The organism is Pseudomonas sp. WS 5412, assembly GCF_012985615.1.
GTDB lineage: Bacteria > Pseudomonadota > Gammaproteobacteria > Pseudomonadales > Pseudomonadaceae > Aquipseudomonas > Aquipseudomonas shahriarae.
In genome coordinates this window covers 56,419-75,269 of the sequence record NZ_JAARMB010000020.1, presented here as the reverse complement: position 1 = coordinate 75,269, position 18,851 = coordinate 56,419, and the positions used below count along the sequence as shown (strand labels likewise).

The window sequence follows — 18,851 nt, the reverse complement described above, 5'->3', positions numbered from 1 at the left end:
CCGATGCCGACCGGGCCGATTACCGAATCCAAGGAGAATCATCATGGCGTTCAACATCCACAACCGTAACCTGCTGAGCCTGGAACACCACACCCCGCGCGAGCTGCGCTACCTGCTGGACCTGTCCCGCGACCTCAAGCGCGCCAAGTACACCGGCACCGAGCAGCAGCACCTCAAAGGCAACAACATCGCGCTGATCTTCGAGAAAACCTCGACCCGCACTCGATGTGCCTTCGAAGTCGCAGCCTATGACCAGGGCGCCAACGTCACCTATATCGACCCGAACTCGTCGCAGATCGGCCACAAAGAAAGCATGAAAGACACCGCCCGCGTACTCGGGCGCATGTACGACGCCATCGAATACCGTGGCTTCAAGCAGGAAATCGTCGAAGAACTGGCGAAATTTGCCGGGGTACCGGTGTTCAACGGCCTGACCGACGAGTACCACCCAACCCAGATGATCGCCGACGTGCTGACCATGCGTGAACACGCTGACAAGCCGATCCACGACATCAGCTACGCCTACCTGGGCGACGCCCGTAACAACATGGGCAACTCGCTGCTACTGGTCGGCGCCAAACTGGGCATGGACGTACGCATCTGCGCACCCAAAGCCCTGTGGCCCCACGATGACCTGGTCGGTCGCTGCAAAAAATACGCGGAAGAAAGCGGTGCACGCATCACCCTCACCGAAGACCCGAAAGCGGCGGTCAAGGGCGTGGACTTTATCCACACTGACGTCTGGGTCTCCATGGGCGAGCCAGTGGAAGCCTGGGCCGAGCGTATCGAGCAACTGCTGCCGTACCAGGTCAATGCCCAACTGATGAAAGCCACCGGCAACCCACGCACCAAGTTCATGCACTGCCTGCCGGCGTTCCATAACAGCGATACCAAGATCGGCAAACAGATTGCCGAGCAGTATCCGCACCTGGCCAACGGCATCGAAGTGACCGACGACGTGTTCGAGTCCCCAGCCTGCATCGCCTTCGAGCAAGCGGAAAATCGCATGCACACCATCAAGGCGATCCTGGTTTCGACGCTGGCTGACTTGTAATCCAACACCGCTCCCACTGATGTAACACGGTCAATGTGGGAGCGGGCTTTATGCGGCCTTGCCCGCGATGCAGTCACCTCGGTCTGCCAGGCATATTGAGGTGATGCCATCGCAGGCAAGCCAGCTCCCACATAAAGCCAGCTCCGACATTTTGTCCGGTGTTCACAAAGCCGCACTCTAAAAGGACAACCGCTATGCGTATCGTCGTTGCTCTGGGCGGTAACGCCCTGCTCCGCCGTGGTGAACCCATGACTGCGGACAACCAACGCGCCAATATCCGGATCGCCACCGAACAGATTGCCAAGATCCATCCCGGCAACGAGTTGGTGATCGCCCACGGCAATGGGCCGCAAGTCGGCCTGCTGTCCCTGCAAGCCGCCGCCTACACCCAGGTTTCGCCCTACCCGCTGGACGTGCTGGGTGCCGAAACCGAAGGCATGATCGGCTACATCATCGAACAGGAACTGGGCAACCTGCTGGACTTTGAGGTGCCATTCGCCACCCTGCTGACCCAGGTTGAAGTGGACGCCAACGACCCGGCCTTCCAGAACCCGACCAAGCCGATCGGCCCGGTCTACTCCAAAGTCGAAGCAGAAAAACTGGCCGCCGAAAAAGGCTGGGCGATTGCCCCCGATGGCGATAAATACCGCCGGGTAGTGGCCAGCCCACGGCCCAAACGTATCTTTGAGATCCGCCCGATCAAGTGGCTGCTGGAAAAGAGCAGCATCGTGATCTGTGCCGGCGGCGGCGGCATCCCGACCATGTATGACGAGAACGGCAAGCTCAAGGGCATCGAGGCCGTGATCGACAAAGACCTGTGCTCCTCGCTGCTGGCCCAGCAACTGGAAGCCGACCTGCTGGTGATCGCCACCGACGTCAACGCCGCCTTTATCGACTTCGGCAAGCCGACGCAAAAGGCTATCGCCCAGGCCCACCCCGACGACATGGAAACACTCGGCTTCGCCGCCGGCTCCATGGGGCCCAAGGTCCAGGCCGCCTGCGAGTTCGCCCGCAACACTGGCAAAACCGCAGTGATCGGTTCACTCTCGGACATCGAAGCGATCGTCCAGGGCACCGCCGGTACCCGTATCAGCACGGCAAAACCTGGCATCACCTACTTATAACTACACCCCGGGCGGCTGTTGCAGCCGCCCTTCTCCAATGCCTTGTTAGGGAGAGACGCCTATGGCCATTTTTGAACCCGGTCACTTGCATGTTGAACGCCACGCCTTGAATGCCCAGGACCACAGCTACGACCTGTGCATCGACTATGAAGTCAGCCAGGATCCAAAGGAAGGCAAGGGAATGCTCTTCAAGATGCATGGTTCGGTGCAGGGCAAAGAGCTCAAGGAAGAATTCTTCCTGCCCAAGGACCAGGCCTTCGACTTTGCCCGCCATGCCATGAACATCGCGCAGAAATACGGCATGCCGAAAACCGCGGTCCTCAACGGAGGCATGCATAAACAGTACGACTTGATGTTCGAGGATGTGCGCCACCAGCTGGATGTAAAGCCGGGCGATCCGATCAAGCCTGAACACCTGGAATAACCACTGCTCCACGGCCAAAACAGATCAAATGTGGGAGCCAGCTTGTGTGGGAGCTGGCTTGCCTGCGATGAAGGCACCTCGATGTATCAGTCACACCTCGATGAGGCTATCGCAGGCAAGCCAACTCCCACATTTTTGATCTCCACCGTCGCTCAGGCATACTGGCCACCCTCCGCATTGCAGAATCAAAGTCCGCCCCATGCGTATCCACGTCAGCTTCATCGACCGCGTCGGCATTACCCAGGAAGTCCTGGCCCTGCTCGGTGGGCGCAATCTCAACCTGGATGCGGTGGAGATGATCCCGCCCAACGTCTACATCGACGCGCCGACCCTGAGCGTGGAGGTGCTGGAAGAGTTGCGCGACGCGCTGTTCAGCGTCCATGGCGTACAGGCGGTGACGGTGGTGGATATCCTTCCCGGCCAGCGCCGCCACCTGCAACTCGACGCCCTGCTGGCGGCCATGACCGACCCGGTCCTGGCCCTGGACAGCGCCGGCAAGGTGCTGCTGGCCAACCCGGCGCTGATCGCCCTCTATGGCCGCGAGCCGGCTGGCGAAAGTATCGCCGAGCTGTTTGACGATCCGGCGCTGCTGGAGGCCTTGCTCGAACATGGCTTTCGCCTGCCCCTGCGCGAGATCAGCGTCAACGGCCAGACCTTGCTGCTGGATGCCACGCCGATTACCGATGCCGGCGCGCTGCTGACTTTGTACCAACCCAATCGCATCGGCGAGCGGCTCTCGGCGCTGCACCATGACCATGCCGAAGGCTTCGATGCGTTGCTGGGCGAGTCCGTGGCCATCCGCACCCTCAAGACCCGTGCGCAACGGGTGGCGGCCCTCGACGCCCCGCTGTTGATCCAGGGCGAGACCGGCACCGGCAAAGAGCTGGTGGCCCGCGCCTGCCATGCCATCAGCGCACGCCACAGCTCACCGTTCCTGGCGCTGAACTGCGCGGCGCTGCCGGAAAACCTCGCCGAAAGCGAGCTGTTCGGCTACGCCCCCGGCGCCTTTACCGGTGCCCAGCGCGGCGGCAAGCCAGGGCTGATGGAACTGGCCAACCAGGGCACGGTGTTTCTCGATGAGATCGGCGAGATGTCGCCGTACTTGCAGGCCAAGCTGCTGCGTTTTCTCAATGACGGCAGCTTTCGCCGGGTCGGCGGCGACCGCGAGGTCAAGGTCAATGTGCGCATCCTCAGCGCCACCCACCGCGACCTGGAAAAGATGGTCAGCGAAGGCACCTTCCGCGAAGACCTGTTCTACCGCCTCAATGTGCTGAATGTGGAAGTACCGCCCCTGCGCGAACGCGGCCAGGACATCCTGCTGCTGGCCCGCTACTTCATGCAGCAGGCCTGCGCGCAGATCCAGCGCCCGGTCTGCCGCCTGGCTCCGGGCACCTACCCGGCGCTGCTGGGCAACCGCTGGCCGGGTAATGTGCGCCAGTTGCAGAACGTGATCTTCCGCGCCGCCGCCATTTGCGAAAGCAACCTGGTGGACATTGGCGACCTGGATATCGCCGGCACCGCGGTAGCTCGCCAGAGCGACGGCGAAGTGAACAGCCTGGAGCAGGCCGTCGAGGACTTTGAGCGCAGCCTGCTCGAAAAGCTCTACAGCACCTATCCCTCGACACGTCAGTTGGCCAACCGTCTACAGACGTCTCACACCGCTATCGCCCATCGGTTGCGCAAATACGGCATCCCCGGCAAACCCTGATCACCACAGGACCCTGCGTCCACGCTGGATCACCGCCCCCGTCGCGCTGAAAAACAGCTGCTGGGCCATGGCTGGGCTGATCCGCGAATAGTAGATCGCAATCACATCGCTGTCGGTCTTGTCGGCCAGGCTGCGAAAGCTCATAAAGCGTTGTTCCGGCCGTTTCAAATGGCCGGCGCTGTATGGCGCGTTGGCCGCCTCGCGTGTGCGGTAATGAAAATGGGCGTAGGCCAATACCTTGCCGCCAGTGTCCTTGACCAGGTATTCCTGCAGGAAATCATTCTCCCGTTTAAGCGCTATGCGCCCCTCTATCGGTAGGATTTGCACCTCATTCTGGCTCTTGAGGTAGGCAATCCCCTCTTCATCAGGCGCCAGGCGCTTGACCATCTCGATACGGATCAGCCTGCCGTGCTCCGCCAGGCGGCTGGAGGCCTGCCCCAGCTCCTTGAGCAGGGGCTCCTGCGTTTGGCTTTGCTCCTGCCCCAGGGCCTTGCGGATCTTATCGGCCACCCCATTGATTTTCCCGGCATGCCGTAACAATCGGGCCTCGACGCTGGCGGGCTGGCTGGAGAGGCGCGCTTCGTTACGCGCCTGCTCAAGCACAGTCGACTGGCGCGCCAGCAGCTTGCGCCCATCGTCCCTGAGCCTTTCCAGGGAGCGCACCGGGCGCACTGGCGGCGTACTGGCCTGGGTGATTGCCTCAAACTCATCGCTGCCAGGTGCCTGCCGAAAGCTCGCCACCACACTCTGATCGACCGGATTGATGACATCGACAATGTGCTCGTTCATCTGCGGCGTACGCGCCCGAACCTGGCCCACCAGATAGCGGCTCTTGCGGTCACGGATCAGGCGCTTGCCAGAGCCAAGCGCGGGCCCGGGCGCGCGTGCAGGAGTCTGCTCGCGCTCACGCAGCAGCGCCGCCAGGGAACCGCGCGCTTCATGCTCCAAGGCGTTGAGCATGCGATTCAAGCGCTCGATGCTGCCCTCATAGAGCAGGTCGGAATCCATGTCGCCGTACTCACGCAGGGACGCTTGGGTGTTGTCATAGTCGAGCAAAATCGCGTCATAGCCGTCGATGCGCTGTTGCACACTCAGGGGGCCTGCCTCCTGCAGGTTTTTTTGTGACTGCACCGATTGGGTCGCCTCATCGACCAACGAGCCGATCCGGATGAAATCCTCATATTCCTCGGGCTTCGGCGGCCTGCGCACTATCACCCCGCCCAATGCCTTCAACTGCAGCGACTTCCAGTCCAGCGGCGTGCCAAGTGTGGAGGGAAGCAAGGCTTCAGGCCGCGAGTCATACCCGGGTACCTGGGCCAGCCTGGCATAGTTGTTTCGCTCCAGGATGCTCAAGTCGATCAGTTGGTCGTTGTAGCCAATAATTGTCTGCATCGACTCGACGAGCGTGTGGTGCGCAGCCTGAACAACGGCTACGTCTTCATGCTCCAGCTGTTCACCCAACTGGCTGCGACGCTCACCGGGAAACACCTCGTTCGAGCGGTTTGCGATCAGCATTACCATCTGCACACGCAGGGTCTGGACAAGGTCCTCCAATTGCAGAATCTTTTCCGGCTCGAACCGCTCCACGGGTTTGTTGGCATTTTTTGCGATCAACGCGTCCAGCCGGTTGAACTGCGCCCGGCTTTGTTTCTCCAGGGCGGCCAGATAGCTGGCCCGCAGCGCTTGCAGGGATGGATCAAAGAGTTTTTGCTGATCGCCGCCGTGGGCGTGTTCAAAGCGCTCTTCAGCGGCCGCCGCAGCTTTTTCAGCCTCCATCAGGCGTTCCGTCATCTCTTGATAATGATGTTCAAACATCTGGTTCTGACGCTGGATATTGGCGCGGCGGCTGGCAGCCGACAGCTTGGGATGGCCACCGAGCAATTGCAGGCCCAGGTCGACTTTCCACACCCCGCGTGAATCTTTCCTGAGCCAGGGGCCGGCGCGCAGGGGATTTCTCAGGTCCACGATGCGCCAACGCCCATCCACCTGCTTGCCCCCATACAGCTGGCTGTCAATTAACAGGTAATCTTCATGGCTGACCGTGCCGCCGGGGCGCCGCACCGCGACCCGGCCGCGTATAGGGCTGTCTGGCGAGCTGACCGTGGGCGTTCCCGGCCACTGCTCGCCCTGCCCTGGGGACCAGCGGAAGGTCTCAAGCTGTGCCTGTTGCGCGGGATCAAGGCGCAACCGCGCGTTGGCCCAGGAAAAGTCCATGCCCGTGACATCGGCCAGTGAACGCTGCCAGGCAAACGTCGACGGCGTCTGCTGGACATGCCTGACCGCCGTGGTTTCGATCGCGCCAGTAGACAGTGGCCGGGTCTCACTCAACCGCAAACGCTGATCAAGGCTGACCACCGGGCTCAACAGCAGGCCGGCCAGGCTGCCGAGCAAATCGACCAGGGCACCGGCGGTGTCTTCCTGACTGGCTGCGGCCGGCAAAGCCAGCACCGTGCGAAAGCTGACATACACCTGGGACAACCACCCCGCCACTGCCACCGATCCCCTGAGCAGGGGCAGCAGGGCATTGAAGATCTGCCAGAGATTATTCTTGAACAGCGTCCAACGCAGCGCCTCGATAGAGGTGGCGCGTTTTTCGGCGGACTGCCAAAGGCTCCTGGCGTTTTCATCAAATACCGTCTCAAGAAACACCCCAGGTACTGGCTCGTCGCTGAGCAATGCCGGGCTCGCCGCAGCGTGCTCGCTGTATTCGTCCCCCTGTAGAAAGCGCTGGACATGGGGGCTTGAAAACCCGCCGTTGGCAAACAATGCGCGGCTGCTTTCAGACAGTTGCTCAAGCACCACCGCCTGCAGGTCACTGCCCGTTCGAGTGATCTCGTCGAGCAGCGCCTGGCGGCTGGCGAACTGTTGGAGCAGCGCCTCGGCCTGATCAGGCCGGTACAGAATATGGGGCAACGGGCTGTTATCCCGCGGGCCGATGACAAACAAGTTGCTGGCTTTATGCACCGTTCCCCCGGCATGCGTCAGAAAAGCCAAGGGCCGGGCGATGATCACTTGGTTCCCGACCGCCCGCTTGAGCGGGTCGCTCTGCAGCAAGGCTTGCACCACCTCTGCGCCGGGCGGGGTAAACCCGTTGCGTTGGCGCAGGCTGTTCTCAAGGGCGCGCAATGGAAGCTGCAAGGCCATCTGCTCGACAAACAAGCGTCGGCGCCGTGCAGACTCTGCCGGGTCCGACACCAGCGCCCGCTTGAGTAGCGCGGGGTAATGCCGCCCCACATCGACCGTCTCAATCAGTTTTTCCAGGTACGCCGGCCTGATCCACGCGGCAACCTCCTGCCCCGGCGCCGCCTGATGGGCGATCTGCACACTGGCATAGGGGGTAGCAAAGGGGTTTTCCAACGACCATGAGGTCAAGGACTTGGTGGTGCGCTGCGTCCAGCCCACCGTGGCGCCTTGGGTGCGTTCAAACGTCAGCAGGTAATCATCCGGATTGATCGCGGCTTCTTGCGGGAAATCCAGGCGCATCTGGCGTTGCAGCGCTTGGCGGGCATACACGTCAATCGGCTCCAGCCCGTCGAGAAACGATGCACCGCCCGTGCGTTTTTGCAGGAGTGCCAGACGCTCCAGCCATTGGCCGTAGGTGTTCCGGTCGGCCCCGCTGGCGACCTGCAACCACAGCGGCAACTGCTCTTCGTGGGGCTGCTGGAGGTAATCGCCCTCGAACCACACCTCGGGTGCGGTGAGTTGGCTGAACAGGCGCTTGTAGCTGTCGACGCCGGGCAGGGCCGACCAATTGAGCTGCTGCAACGCCCTTAACTGGCGCTCCAGCAAGGTCTGGGCCTGTGCATCGAACACATCACCTTGCGGCTCCTTGAGCACCCAATTGACGAGCAGTCCGGGGGTGTAGTGGCTCATGTAGCGTGGCAGCAGGCTGCCCAACTCGTCCAACGCAGTCAGTTTGAGCAGGCTTATCGCGGGAACATAAACCAGGTTGACCTGTTGCTGCGCGACCTGACGCTGCAAGACCAACAAAGGCAGCCACTCGCCGGGCCGCCCCTCCTGGCCGGCATAGACTTGATAGATCCGCAGCACATCGGCCCCGCCCAGCGCTTGCCGGTCCACCTGATGGCCCCACAGTTCCTGCGGCCCGTCCCCCAGCCCCAGCAGCGCGCTTGCTTGCTGCGGTGTCAGGGGCGGAGTCTGCCGGGCGCTGAGCAGACACTCACGCAACTGCGTGCCGACTGCGCCCCAGCGACTAAGCCCTGCATCGCCGGGGGCAGGCGCGTTCCAGTAGGCCACCAGCCTTGCGTTAAAACCGGCGAGCAACTGGGGGGCCAGGGCGTTGAGCATGAACTCAATATCATCGACCGACACCACATCGGTTATCGGCACGAAGCCATGGCTTATGGAACTGACCAACAAGTAGTGATGACCGGCCACGTAGTTCAGCACTTCGCTGCTCATGCAGCGCCTGATCAAGGCATCACCCAGGGTCGTGAGCTGGGTATAGCTGTCAGCGCCGGCTTGAGCGGGCTGCCTCACGCCGATCCAGGTGATGTTGGCCCGTAAACGGGAGGCCGCGAACCCGTCGGCGATCCAGTCCTGGACCATGGACTCGGCCACTTGCGTCAACGTCGGGCGCTGGGCAAACAGGCGCCGGAGAAAATCGCGGGATGCGTTTAGCTGGGAAGTGCCCTGAAATGCCGCTATTGAATGGCTCATGCCGCGCGTCCTAATCATTGGATAACGGCAAAATAAGCCGCCCCCTGCCGGCCCGTGCGCTACATACATCTCGCGCAGCCGTATCGAAAACGCTACAGCGGAACGTTTTCAATACACGCCTGGTCCGCCTTCGCCATGCAAGGCTTTGATCCAAATAGGCTTTTTTTCCACTGTCGATCCGTAGCGATTTCGCTACAGCGCGCGCCCCTCACTCACCACCACATATCCATAAACAATTGATTAATAACAATAATTTTATATTGGCCGCATTTTTGCTAAGGACTCTCCCATTCCAATCCCGCCCACCAGACGATTCTGGCCCTGAGGAGTTTCCATGAGCGAATTGCGTTTTACTGAAGATCACGAATGGCTGCGTGCCGAAGCTGACGGCAGCGTCACCGTAGGTATTACCGCGTTCGCGCAAAACGCCCTGGGTGATGTGGTTTACGTGCAACTGCCGGAGCTGCAGGCCTACGAGCAGGGCGCCGAAGCCTCCACTGTGGAATCGGTCAAGGCCGCCAGCGGCGTGTACATGCCCCTGACCGGCGAAGTGCTGGAAGTCAACGACCAGCTCAGCGAAAGCCCGGAACTGGTCAACGAAGACCCGACGGGCGAAGGCTGGTTCTTCCGCTTTAAACCGGCTGACGCCGATGCAGTAGCTAAGCTGTTGGATCAGGATGCGTACGACCGCCTGATCAAAGCCAACGCTGAAGCTTGAGGAGCGCGCCATGAGTATCAACCTGAGCACCGCCAACGAATTTATCGCCCGCCACATCGGCCCGCGCCAGGACGACGAGCAACAGATGCTCGCGACCCTGGGTTTTGACTCCCTGGAAGCCTTGAGCGCCAGCGTGATCCCGGAAAGCATCAAGGGCACCGCCGTGCTGGGCCTGAGCGACGGCCTGAGCGAGGCCGATGCACTGGCCTCGATCAAGGCCATCGCCGCCAAGAACCAACTGTTCAAGACCTACATCGGCCAGGGCTATTACAACTGCCACACGCCGTCGCCGATCCTGCGCAACCTCCTGGAAAACCCGGCCTGGTACACCGCCTACACGCCTTACCAGCCCGAGATCTCCCAAGGCCGCCTGGAAGCGCTGCTGAACTTCCAGACCCTGATCAGTGACCTTACCGGCCTGCCGATCGCCAACGCATCCCTGCTCGACGAAGCCACTGCCGCCGCCGAGGCCATGACCTTCTGCAAGCGTCTGAGCAAGAACAAGGGCAGCAACCAGTTCTTTGCCTCCGTGCACAGCCACCCGCAGACCCTCGACGTGCTGCGCACCCGTGCCGAGCCGCTGGGCATCGAGGTGGTAGTGGGCGACGAGCGTGAACTGACGGATGTCAGCCCGTTCTTCGGCGCACTGCTGCAATACCCGGCCAGCAACGGTGATGTGTTCGACTACCGCGCACTGACCGAGCGCTTCCACGCCGCCAACGCCCTGGTGGCCGTGGCCGCCGACCTGCTGGCCCTGACCCTGCTGACCCCACCGGGTGAGTTCGGTGCCGACGTGGCCATCGGCAGTGCGCAGCGCTTCGGCGTGCCGCTAGGCTTTGGTGGCCCGCACGCCGCTTACTTCTCCACCAAGGACGCGTTCAAGCGTGACATGCCGGGGCGTCTGGTCGGTGTGTCCGTAGACCGTTTCGGCAAGCCGGCCCTGCGCCTGGCCATGCAGACCCGCGAGCAACATATCCGCCGCGAAAAGGCCACCAGCAACATCTGCACCGCCCAGGTACTGCTGGCCAACATTGCCAGCATGTACGCGGTGTACCACGGCCCCAAAGGCCTGGTGCAGATCGCCACGCGCATTCATCACCTGGCCGCAATCCTCGCCAAAGGCCTGGGTGCCCTGGGCTTCAAGGTTGAACAAGAGACGTTCTTCGACACCCTGACCCTGGCCACCGGCGCCAACACTGCGGCCCTGCACGACCAGGCCCGTGCCCAGCGCATCAACCTGCGCGTCGTGGACGCGGCACGCCTGGGCTTGTCGGTGGATGAAACCACCACCCAGGCCGATATCGAAACCCTGTGGAGCGTGTTCGCAGGCGGTAAAGCCCTGCCGGACTTCGCCGCCCTCGCCGCCAGCGTCGACAGCACTCTGCCGGCCGCGCTGCTGCGCCAATCGCCGATCCTCAGCCACCCGGTGTTCAACCGCTATCACTCGGAAACCGAGCTGATGCGCTACCTGCGCAAGCTGGCCGACAAGGACCTGGCGCTGGACCGCACCATGATCCCGCTGGGCTCGTGCACCATGAAGCTCAACGCTGCCAGTGAGATGATCCCGGTGACCTGGGCCGAGTTCGGGGCCCTGCACCCGTTCGCCCCGGCCGAGCAAAGCGCCGGCTACCTGCAACTGACCACTGAACTGGAAGCCATGCTCTGCGCGGCCACCGGCTACGACGCCATCTCCCTGCAGCCGAACGCCGGTTCCCAGGGCGAATACGCGGGCCTCTTGGCGATCCGTGCCTATCACCAGAGCCGTGGTGAAGAACGCCGCGATATCTGCCTGATTCCTTCGTCGGCCCACGGCACCAACCCGGCCACCGCCAACATGGCCGGCATGCGCGTCGTCGTCACCGCGTGCGATGCCCGTGGCAACGTGGACATCGAAGACCTGCGCGCCAAGGCCATCGAGCACCGCGAGCACCTCGCCGCGCTGATGATCACCTACCCGTCGACCCATGGCGTGTTCGAGGAAGGCATCCGCGAAATCTGCGGGATCATCCATGACAACGGCGGCCAGGTGTATATCGATGGCGCCAACATGAACGCCATGGTCGGCCTGTGCGCCCCGGGCAAGTTCGGCGGCGACGTGTCGCACCTGAACCTGCACAAGACCTTCTGCATCCCCCACGGCGGTGGCGGCCCGGGCGTTGGCCCGATTGGCGTCAAGTCGCACCTCACGCCATTCCTGCCCGGCCACGCGGCCATGCAGCGCAAGGAAGGCGCAGTCTGCGCGGCGCCATTTGGCAGTGCGAGCATCCTGCCGATCACCTGGATGTACATCAGCATGATGGGCGGTGCGGGCCTCAAGCGCGCTTCGCAGCTGGCGATCCTCAATGCCAACTACATTTCCCGTCGCCTGGAAGAGCACTACCCGGTGCTGTACACCGGCAGCAACGGCCTGGTGGCGCACGAGTGCATCCTGGACCTGCGCCCGCTCAAGGACAGCAGCGGCATCAGCGTGGATGACGTGGCCAAGCGCCTGATCGACTTTGGTTTCCATGCCCCGACCATGTCGTTCCCGGTGGCCGGCACCTTGATGATCGAGCCGACCGAAAGCGAATCCAAGGAAGAACTGGACCGCTTCTGCGACGCCATGATCGCTATCCGCGAGGAAATCCGCGCGGTGGAAAACGGCACGCTGGACAAGGACGACAACCCGCTGAAAAACGCGCCGCACACGGCAGCTGAAATCGTCGGTGAATGGAGCCACCCGTACAGCCGTGAACAGGCGGTGTATCCGGTAGCGTCGTTGATCGAAGGCAAGTACTGGCCGCCGGTCGGCCGGGTCGACAACGTGTTTGGCGATCGCAATCTGGTGTGTGCGTGCCCGTCGATCGAGAGCTACGCGTGATCTGACTGAAGAGACGCAGTCAGTGTAGGAGCTGGCTTGCCTGCGATAGCCTCACCTCGGCGCCACTGATAGACCGAGGTGTCTGCATCGCAGGCAAGCCAGCGCCTACACAAGCCCGGCTCCCACAGTGATCGCATTGCGCAGAACAGCTTGCTTCCAATAATAAGAAACCGGAGAACAACTCATGTCTTTAAGCGTGTTCGACCTGTTCAAGATTGGCATCGGCCCCTCCAGTTCCCACACCGTTGGCCCGATGCGTGCCGCCGCCCGCTTCGCCGAGGGCCTCAAGCGGGACGACCTGTTGCACGCCACCACCTGCGTCAAGGTGGAACTCTACGGTTCACTCGGCGCCACCGGCAAAGGCCACGGCAGTGACAAGGCCGTGCTGCTGGGCCTGGAAGGTGAACACCCGGACACCGTCGACACCGAAACCGTGGCCGCACGCCTGGTGCAGATGCGCGGCGACGCTCGCTTGAACCTGCTCGGTGAACACAGCATTGCGTTCAACGAGAAAGAACACCTGGCGATGATTCGCAAACCCCTCGCCTACCACCCCAACGGCATGATCTTTCGTGCGTTTGACGCAGCCGGCATCCAGATCCGCAGCCGTGAGTACTACTCGGTGGGCGGTGGTTTTGTGGTGGATGAAGACGCGGCCGGCGCCGACCGGATCGTCGAAGACGCCACGCCCCTGACCTTCCCTTTCAAGCACGCCAAGGATTTGCTTGGCCATTGCACCACCTATGGGCTGTCCATCAGCCAGGTGATGCTGACCAACGAAAGCGCCTGGCGCCCGGAAGCCGAGACCCGCAGCGGCCTGCTGAAGATCTGGCAAGTCATGCAGGACTGCGTGGCGGCCGGCTGTCGCAATGAAGGCATCCTGCCCGGTGGCTTGAAGGTCAAGCGCCGTGCGGCCGCATTGCATCGCCAGTTGTGCAAGAACCCGGAATCGGCGCTGCGCGACCCGCTGTCGGTGCTGGATTGGGTCAACCTGTATGCCCTGGCGGTCAACGAAGAAAACGCCAACGGCGGGCGCGTGGTCACGGCGCCCACCAACGGTGCCGCCGGGATTGTGCCGGCGGTGTTGCATTACTACATGCGCTTTATCCCCGGCGCCAATGAGGACGGGGTGGTGCGCTTCCTGCTGACCGCCGCGGCCATCGGCATCCTCTACAAAGAAAACGCCTCGATCTCCGGGGCTGAGGTCGGCTGCCAGGGCGAAGTGGGCGTGGCCTGTTCCATGGCCGCCGGAGCCTTGTGTGAAGTGCTGGGCGGCACCGTCTCCCAGGTGGAGAACGCCGCCGAAATCGGCATGGAGCATAACCTCGGCCTGACCTGCGACCCGATTGGCGGCCTGGTGCAGGTGCCCTGCATCGAGCGCAATGCCATGGGTTCGGTGAAGGCGATCAATGCGGTGCGCATGGCCTTGCGCGGTGATGGGCAGCACTTCGTGTCCCTCGACAAGGTGATCCGCACCATGCGCCAGACCGGCGCCGATATGAAAAGCAAATACAAGGAAACCGCCCGTGGCGGTTTGGCCGTCAACATTATCGAGTGCTGATGCTTATAAACGCGCCAGCACGTTTTTCAGGAGCTGAATATGTCCACCGAAACCCTGTTGAAAACCCCACTGCACGCCCTGCACCTTGAACTGGGCGCACGCATGGTGCCGTTCGCCGGTTATGACATGCCGGTGCAATACCCCCTGGGCGTGATGAAAGAACACCAGCACACCCGTGAACAGGCCGGGTTGTTTGATGTGTCGCACATGGGCCAGATCCGCCTGACCGGCGCCAACGCTGCCAAGGCCCTGGAAACCCTGGTGCCGGTGGATATCATCGACCTGCCCGTGGGCATGCAGCGCTACGCCATGTTCACTAACGACCAGGGCGGCATCCTCGACGACCTGATGGTCGCCAACCTGGGTAACGACGAGCTGTTTCTGGTGGTCAACGCCGCCTGCAAGGATCAGGACCTGGCGCACCTGCGCCAGCATCTGGGCGAGCAATGCCAGATCGAGCCACTGTTTGAAGAACGCGCCCTGCTGGCCCTGCAAGGCCCGGCAGCGGTGAAAGTGCTGGCGCGCCTGGCGCCGGAAGTGACCAAGATGACCTTTATGCAGTTCGCGCCCCTGCGCCTGCTGGGGGTCGAGTGCTACGTCAGCCGTTCCGGCTATACCGGCGAAGACGGTTTTGAAATCTCGGTGCCTGCGGCCAGTGCCGAAAGCCTGGCCCGTAGCCTGCTGGCCGAAACTGAAGTCGAAGCTATCGGCCTCGGCGCCCGCGACTCCCTGCGCCTGGAAGCCGGCCTGTGCCTCTATGGCCACGATATGAACACCGAGACCACGCCGATTGAAGCCAGCCTGCTGTGGGCGATTTCCAAGGCCCGTCGCGACGATGGCGCGCGTGCCGGGGGCTTCCCGGGGGCAGATCGGATTTTCACCCAGCAGCAAACCGGCGTCAGCCGCAAACGCGTTGGCCTGCTGCCCCAGGAACGCACCCCGGTCCGTGAAGGCGCCGAGATTGTCGATGAACACGGTACCGTGATCGGCCGTGTGTGCAGCGGCGGCTTTGGCCCGAGCCTCGGCGGCCCGCTCGCCATGGGCTACCTCGACACGGCCTTTACCGCGCTGGAGAGCGAAGTCTCTGCATTAGTGCGTGGGAAAAAGGTGCCACTTCGTGTAAGTAAAATGCCATTCGTGCCACAACGTTACTACCGTGGCTGATCGACTGTTCCTATAAGTAACGCGGTTGTGTTCATTTGCACTAATCTGTAACGCAACCGCCATAAAACAGTGCACTGACGATAGTCAATGTTATATCGATTAACCTATAACAAGTGACCCACGCTATCGAATAACACAGTGCCGCAATGTTGACCGAAGTGTCATGAAGGCGAGTAAATACGTGGCTTGCAGAGGGCTTGTTTTTTCTGTGTTAGTTGTCGTAGAGTTTGCCCACTGTGTTTGCATGGGTCGCTTTGAACCTGGACCTGGGCAGTAGCCAAAGTTTGCTACAACCCGTTCGACGTCTCTTACTTTCCTGCAACCCAGCCCAGTACTCTTTCAGGTGAAAGGGGCTGTCATTAATTTTTAGCGTCAAGGAAATAAGAAAATGGCTGAACGTCAGAGCGGTACCGTCAAGTGGTTTAACGACGAGAAAGGTTTTGGTTTTATCACTCCAGAAAGCGGTGCGGATCTGTTCGTGCATTTCCGCGCTATCCAGGGCAACGGTTTCAAGAGCCTGAAAGAAGGCCAGAAAGTGACCTTCATCGCCGTGCAGGGCCAGAAAGGCATGCAGGCTGACGAAGTACAAGCAGAAGCCTGATCCTTACTGCGACAAAAAGCCTCTGATGGTGACATCAGAGGCTTTTTTATGTGCGTTTGTCCGTAAAATGGCTTTTTTCCTCCAGAGAGCCGAGCCATGTCGAAACACCTGCTAAGCCCCCAAGGCGAATTCCCCGCCGTTGGCCTGGGCCGTCGTCTGGCAGCGATGTTCTATGACTTCCTGTTGTGTACCGCCCTGCTGATCGTCACCGCCTTCCTCTATAAACTGGTGTGGATTGCCTTTGTCGGTGAAGCGAAGATGCGCACGCTCTCGGAGTCCGGCGCCCTGGACGGTGATCCGTTGCTGTCGACGATTCTGTTTTTTGTGCTGTTTGGCTTCTTCGCCAAGTTCTGGACCCATTCCGGACAGACCCTGGGCATGCAGGTGTGGGGCGTACGTGTGCAGAATGCGGACGGCTCGCGCATCAGCCTGTGGCAGGCGCTGTTGCGTTTTGTGGTGTCGATTGCGTCGTGGTTGTGCGCGGGGCTGGGGTTTATCTGGTCGCTGGTGGACAAGAAACAGCGGGCCTGGCATGACATCTATTCGGACACGCAATTGGTGCGGATCCCGAAGAAAAAGAAATAGCCCCAGGCCAATAAGATCCAAATGTGGGAGCGGGCTTGCCCGCGAGGGCGGTGTGTCAGTCACTACATGTGCAGACTGATCCACCGCCCTCGCGGGCAAGCCCGCTCCCTCATTTTTTACTGCATCAGCCGTGGATCAGGCGTTGCCCGCCAGCTTCAGGCGGGCCGCCTGGGTAAAGTCCAGCATGCGCTTGAGTGGGCGCACGGCATGGGGGATCAAGGACGGCTCGACGAAGATCTCGTTGCTGCCTTCCCGCAGGCATTGCAACGTGCGCTCCAGGGTATTCATCGCCATCCACGGGCAGTGCGCACAGCTGCGGCACGCCGCGCCGTTGCCGGCGGTTGGCGCTTCGACAAACACCTTGTCCGGGCACAGTTGCTGCATCTTGTAGAAAATGCCGCGGTCAGTGGCGACGATAAACGTCTTGTTCGGCAAGCGCTGCGCCGCCGCAATCAACTGGCTGGTGGAACCCACGGCATCGGCCAACTCGATGACCGAGGTCGGTGACTCCGGGTGTACCAGGATCGCTGCGTCCGGGTACAGCGCCTTCATGTCTTCCAACTGCTTGGACTTGAACTCCTCGTGGACGATGCAGGCACCGTCCCACAGCAGCATGTCGGCACCGGTCTGGCGCTGGATATAGGTGCCCAGGTGCTTGTCCGGGCCCCAGATAATGGTCTCGCCGTTATCCATCAGGCTTTCGACGATTTCCAGGGCGCAACTGGAGGTCACCACCCAATCGGCACGGGCCTTGACCGCCGCCGAGGTGTTGGCATACACCACCACGGTGCGTTCCGGATGCTGGTCACAGAACGCCGAGAACTCTTCCACCGGGCAACCCAGGTCCAGGGAGCATGTGGCTTCCAGGGTCGGCATCAGGATGCGCTTTTCGGGGGTGAGGATTTTCGCTGTCTCGCCCATAAAGCGCACGCCGGCGACCAGTACGGTCTTGGCCGGGTGGGCGGCGCCGAAGCGGGCCATTTCCAGGGAGTCGGAAACACAGCCACCGGTTTCTTCGGCCAGGGCCTGAATCACCGGGTCACAATAGAAGTGCGCCACCAGCACCGCGTCTTGAGCCTTGAGCTCGGCAGCAATGGCAGAACGTAAGCTTGCCTCTTGCTCGGCACTGAGCACCTTGGGCTGCTTGGCATCGAGGTGGGCTTGGACCAGAAGGCGTTCGGAAATTTGCGTCATGTTCGCAAGACCTGCAGGCGCAGTTGCGCGAAAGTCGAGTGTACCACCGGCTCCGGAGCCCTTCGGGCGCCGCCGGACGAAGTGATTGTGTTCATCAAGCACGGGTTAAGGTGAAGCTGCGCAAGGCTACAGAATATCGAATGGATTCAAAAGCCTAATATGCCGCAAAACGCCTACCCGCCGGGAGCATACGGGTGATATCCCGCGACATTGGCATCGTTTAGGGCGCAGGGACATTGCCCATTTCCCTGGCCAGGTCCAACCAGGCTCGTGCAGCCGGCGGCAGATGAGCATTGCGCCGCCAGGTCAAAGCAATATGCCAGTCGGTCTGAGGCTCATCCAGGGCAATCAGGGCAATGCCGGCATGCAAGTGTTTGTAGGCCAGCATGCGCGGCAGGAAGGCGACTCCCAGGCCCGCGCCCACCAGGTCGACGATAAAGTCGATCTGGGCGCTGCGCACCGAAACCTTCGGCGATACACCGCGACGCTCGCAGGCGGAAAGAATGATGCGGTTCAAGGCAAAACCGGCTTCGAACAGTATGAATGGCGAGTCGGACAGGTCGGAAAAATCCACACTCTCACGCCCGGCCAATGGATGGCTGCTGGGCAGGACGACCATCAGCGGCTCGACGCGCACGTCCTGATACTCAAACTCGCCCTCCACCGGCACCAGTAGCGCAGCCACATCCACCTCCCCCGCCTGCAGGCACTCGCCCAGCTTCTTGCTGCCGTGCTCGATCAGCTCAATCTCTATCTGTGGGTAACGCTGGCGGTACACTGCAAACATCGCCGCAAACAATTCACCACTGCCCACCGGCGGCAAGCCAATGCGCAATACGCCACGCTTGAGCCCCAGCAGGTCGTTGATCTCGGCGACCAAGTCACTGCGCTCGGCGAGCAACACCAGGGCGCGGCGGTAGGCAATTTCACCGGCTGCTGTCAGTTCGCTCTTATGGCCGATACGACTGAACAACGGCGTGCCCAACTCTTCTTCAAGGGTCTTGACCGCTTTGCTGACGCTCGATTGGGTAAGCGAAACCATCTCCGCCGCCTGTGAGAAACTGCCTTGGCGCACCACTTCGACAAAGGCTCGCAGCGTTCGCAGGTTCATGACTATTCCATTTGCGACTTGAATGAAGTTGTAAAAGTTGTTTTTACCATGAAATGCCTTTGACTAT

At 61.4% G+C, this 18,851-nt stretch carries 13 protein-coding genes; 10 read left to right on the top strand and 3 right to left on the bottom strand.

Annotation, left to right across the window (positions count from 1 at the left end; genetic code table 11):
• The first annotated feature begins 43 nt into the window (after positions 1–43).
• From HBR94_RS22630 to HBR94_RS22615, 4 genes are all read left to right on the top strand, one after another.
• A complete protein-coding gene (locus HBR94_RS22630) occupies positions 44–1,054 on the top strand; it encodes an ornithine carbamoyltransferase (protein ID WP_029296316.1) in 1,011 nt (336 codons plus the stop codon).
• A gap of 194 nt (positions 1,055–1,248) precedes the next feature.
• On the top strand, positions 1,249–2,178 hold the full coding sequence (gene arcC, locus HBR94_RS22625; protein WP_170045572.1) for a carbamate kinase: 930 nt from the start codon (positions 1,249–1,251) through the stop codon (positions 2,176–2,178).
• A 61-nt stretch (positions 2,179–2,239) separates the two neighbouring features.
• The gene (locus HBR94_RS22620) at positions 2,240–2,602 is read left to right on the top strand and encodes a DUF5064 family protein (protein WP_057440000.1); all 363 of its coding nucleotides are present in this window, start codon (positions 2,240–2,242) and stop codon (positions 2,600–2,602) included.
• Between the two features lie 199 nt (positions 2,603–2,801).
• Positions 2,802–4,310 carry a sigma-54-dependent transcriptional regulator gene (locus HBR94_RS22615; RefSeq protein ID WP_170045571.1) on the top strand — a complete coding sequence of 503 codons (1,509 nt, stop codon included), beginning with the start codon at positions 2,802–2,804 and terminating at the stop codon, positions 4,308–4,310.
• On the opposite strand, the gene HBR94_RS22610 is transcribed toward HBR94_RS22615, so the two are convergent.
• Complete coding sequence (locus tag HBR94_RS22610) at positions 4,311–8,990, bottom strand: hypothetical protein (RefSeq protein WP_170045570.1); 4,680 nt, start codon at positions 8,988–8,990, stop codon at positions 4,311–4,313.
• 334 nt (positions 8,991–9,324) lie between these two features.
• Between HBR94_RS22610 and gcvH the strand changes: the two genes are divergently transcribed.
• The 6 genes from gcvH (at position 9,325) to HBR94_RS22580 (ending at position 16,479) form a co-directional block, all read left to right on the top strand.
• Positions 9,325–9,708: a glycine cleavage system protein GcvH gene (gcvH, locus tag HBR94_RS22605; protein ID WP_057440003.1), complete on the top strand. Its 384-nt coding sequence runs from the start codon at positions 9,325–9,327 to the stop codon at positions 9,706–9,708.
• A gap of 10 nt (positions 9,709–9,718) precedes the next feature.
• Positions 9,719–12,568, top strand: coding sequence for an aminomethyl-transferring glycine dehydrogenase (gene gcvP / locus HBR94_RS22600; protein WP_170045569.1), 2,850 nt, complete (start codon positions 9,719–9,721; stop codon positions 12,566–12,568).
• A gap of 184 nt (positions 12,569–12,752) precedes the next feature.
• Positions 12,753–14,129 carry an L-serine ammonia-lyase gene (locus HBR94_RS22595; protein ID WP_057960516.1) on the top strand — a complete coding sequence of 459 codons (1,377 nt, stop codon included), beginning with the start codon at positions 12,753–12,755 and terminating at the stop codon, positions 14,127–14,129.
• Positions 14,130–14,168: 39 nt separating this feature from the next.
• Positions 14,169–15,293, top strand: coding sequence for a glycine cleavage system aminomethyltransferase GcvT (gene gcvT / locus HBR94_RS22590; protein ID WP_170045568.1), 1,125 nt, complete (start codon positions 14,169–14,171; stop codon positions 15,291–15,293).
• A gap of 388 nt (positions 15,294–15,681) precedes the next feature.
• Positions 15,682–15,894, top strand: a complete 213-nt coding sequence (locus tag HBR94_RS22585; protein WP_029241865.1) for a cold-shock protein — start codon at positions 15,682–15,684, stop codon at positions 15,892–15,894.
• 96 nt (positions 15,895–15,990) lie between these two features.
• Positions 15,991–16,479 (top strand): RDD family protein, encoded by a 489-nt coding sequence (locus HBR94_RS22580; protein ID WP_029300279.1) that lies wholly within the window; start codon positions 15,991–15,993, stop codon positions 16,477–16,479.
• A 135-nt stretch (positions 16,480–16,614) separates the two neighbouring features.
• On the opposite strand, the gene nadA is transcribed toward HBR94_RS22580, so the two are convergent.
• Together nadA and HBR94_RS22570 are read right to left on the bottom strand one after the other, a co-directional pair.
• The gene (nadA, locus tag HBR94_RS22575; RefSeq protein WP_029300280.1) at positions 16,615–17,673 is read right to left on the bottom strand and encodes a quinolinate synthase NadA; all 1,059 of its coding nucleotides are present in this window, start codon (positions 17,671–17,673) and stop codon (positions 16,615–16,617) included.
• Between the two features lie 220 nt (positions 17,674–17,893).
• Positions 17,894–18,784: a LysR family transcriptional regulator gene (locus tag HBR94_RS22570; RefSeq protein WP_057440005.1), complete on the bottom strand. Its 891-nt coding sequence runs from the start codon at positions 18,782–18,784 to the stop codon at positions 17,894–17,896.
• Between the last annotated feature and the right edge of the window lie 67 nt (positions 18,785–18,851).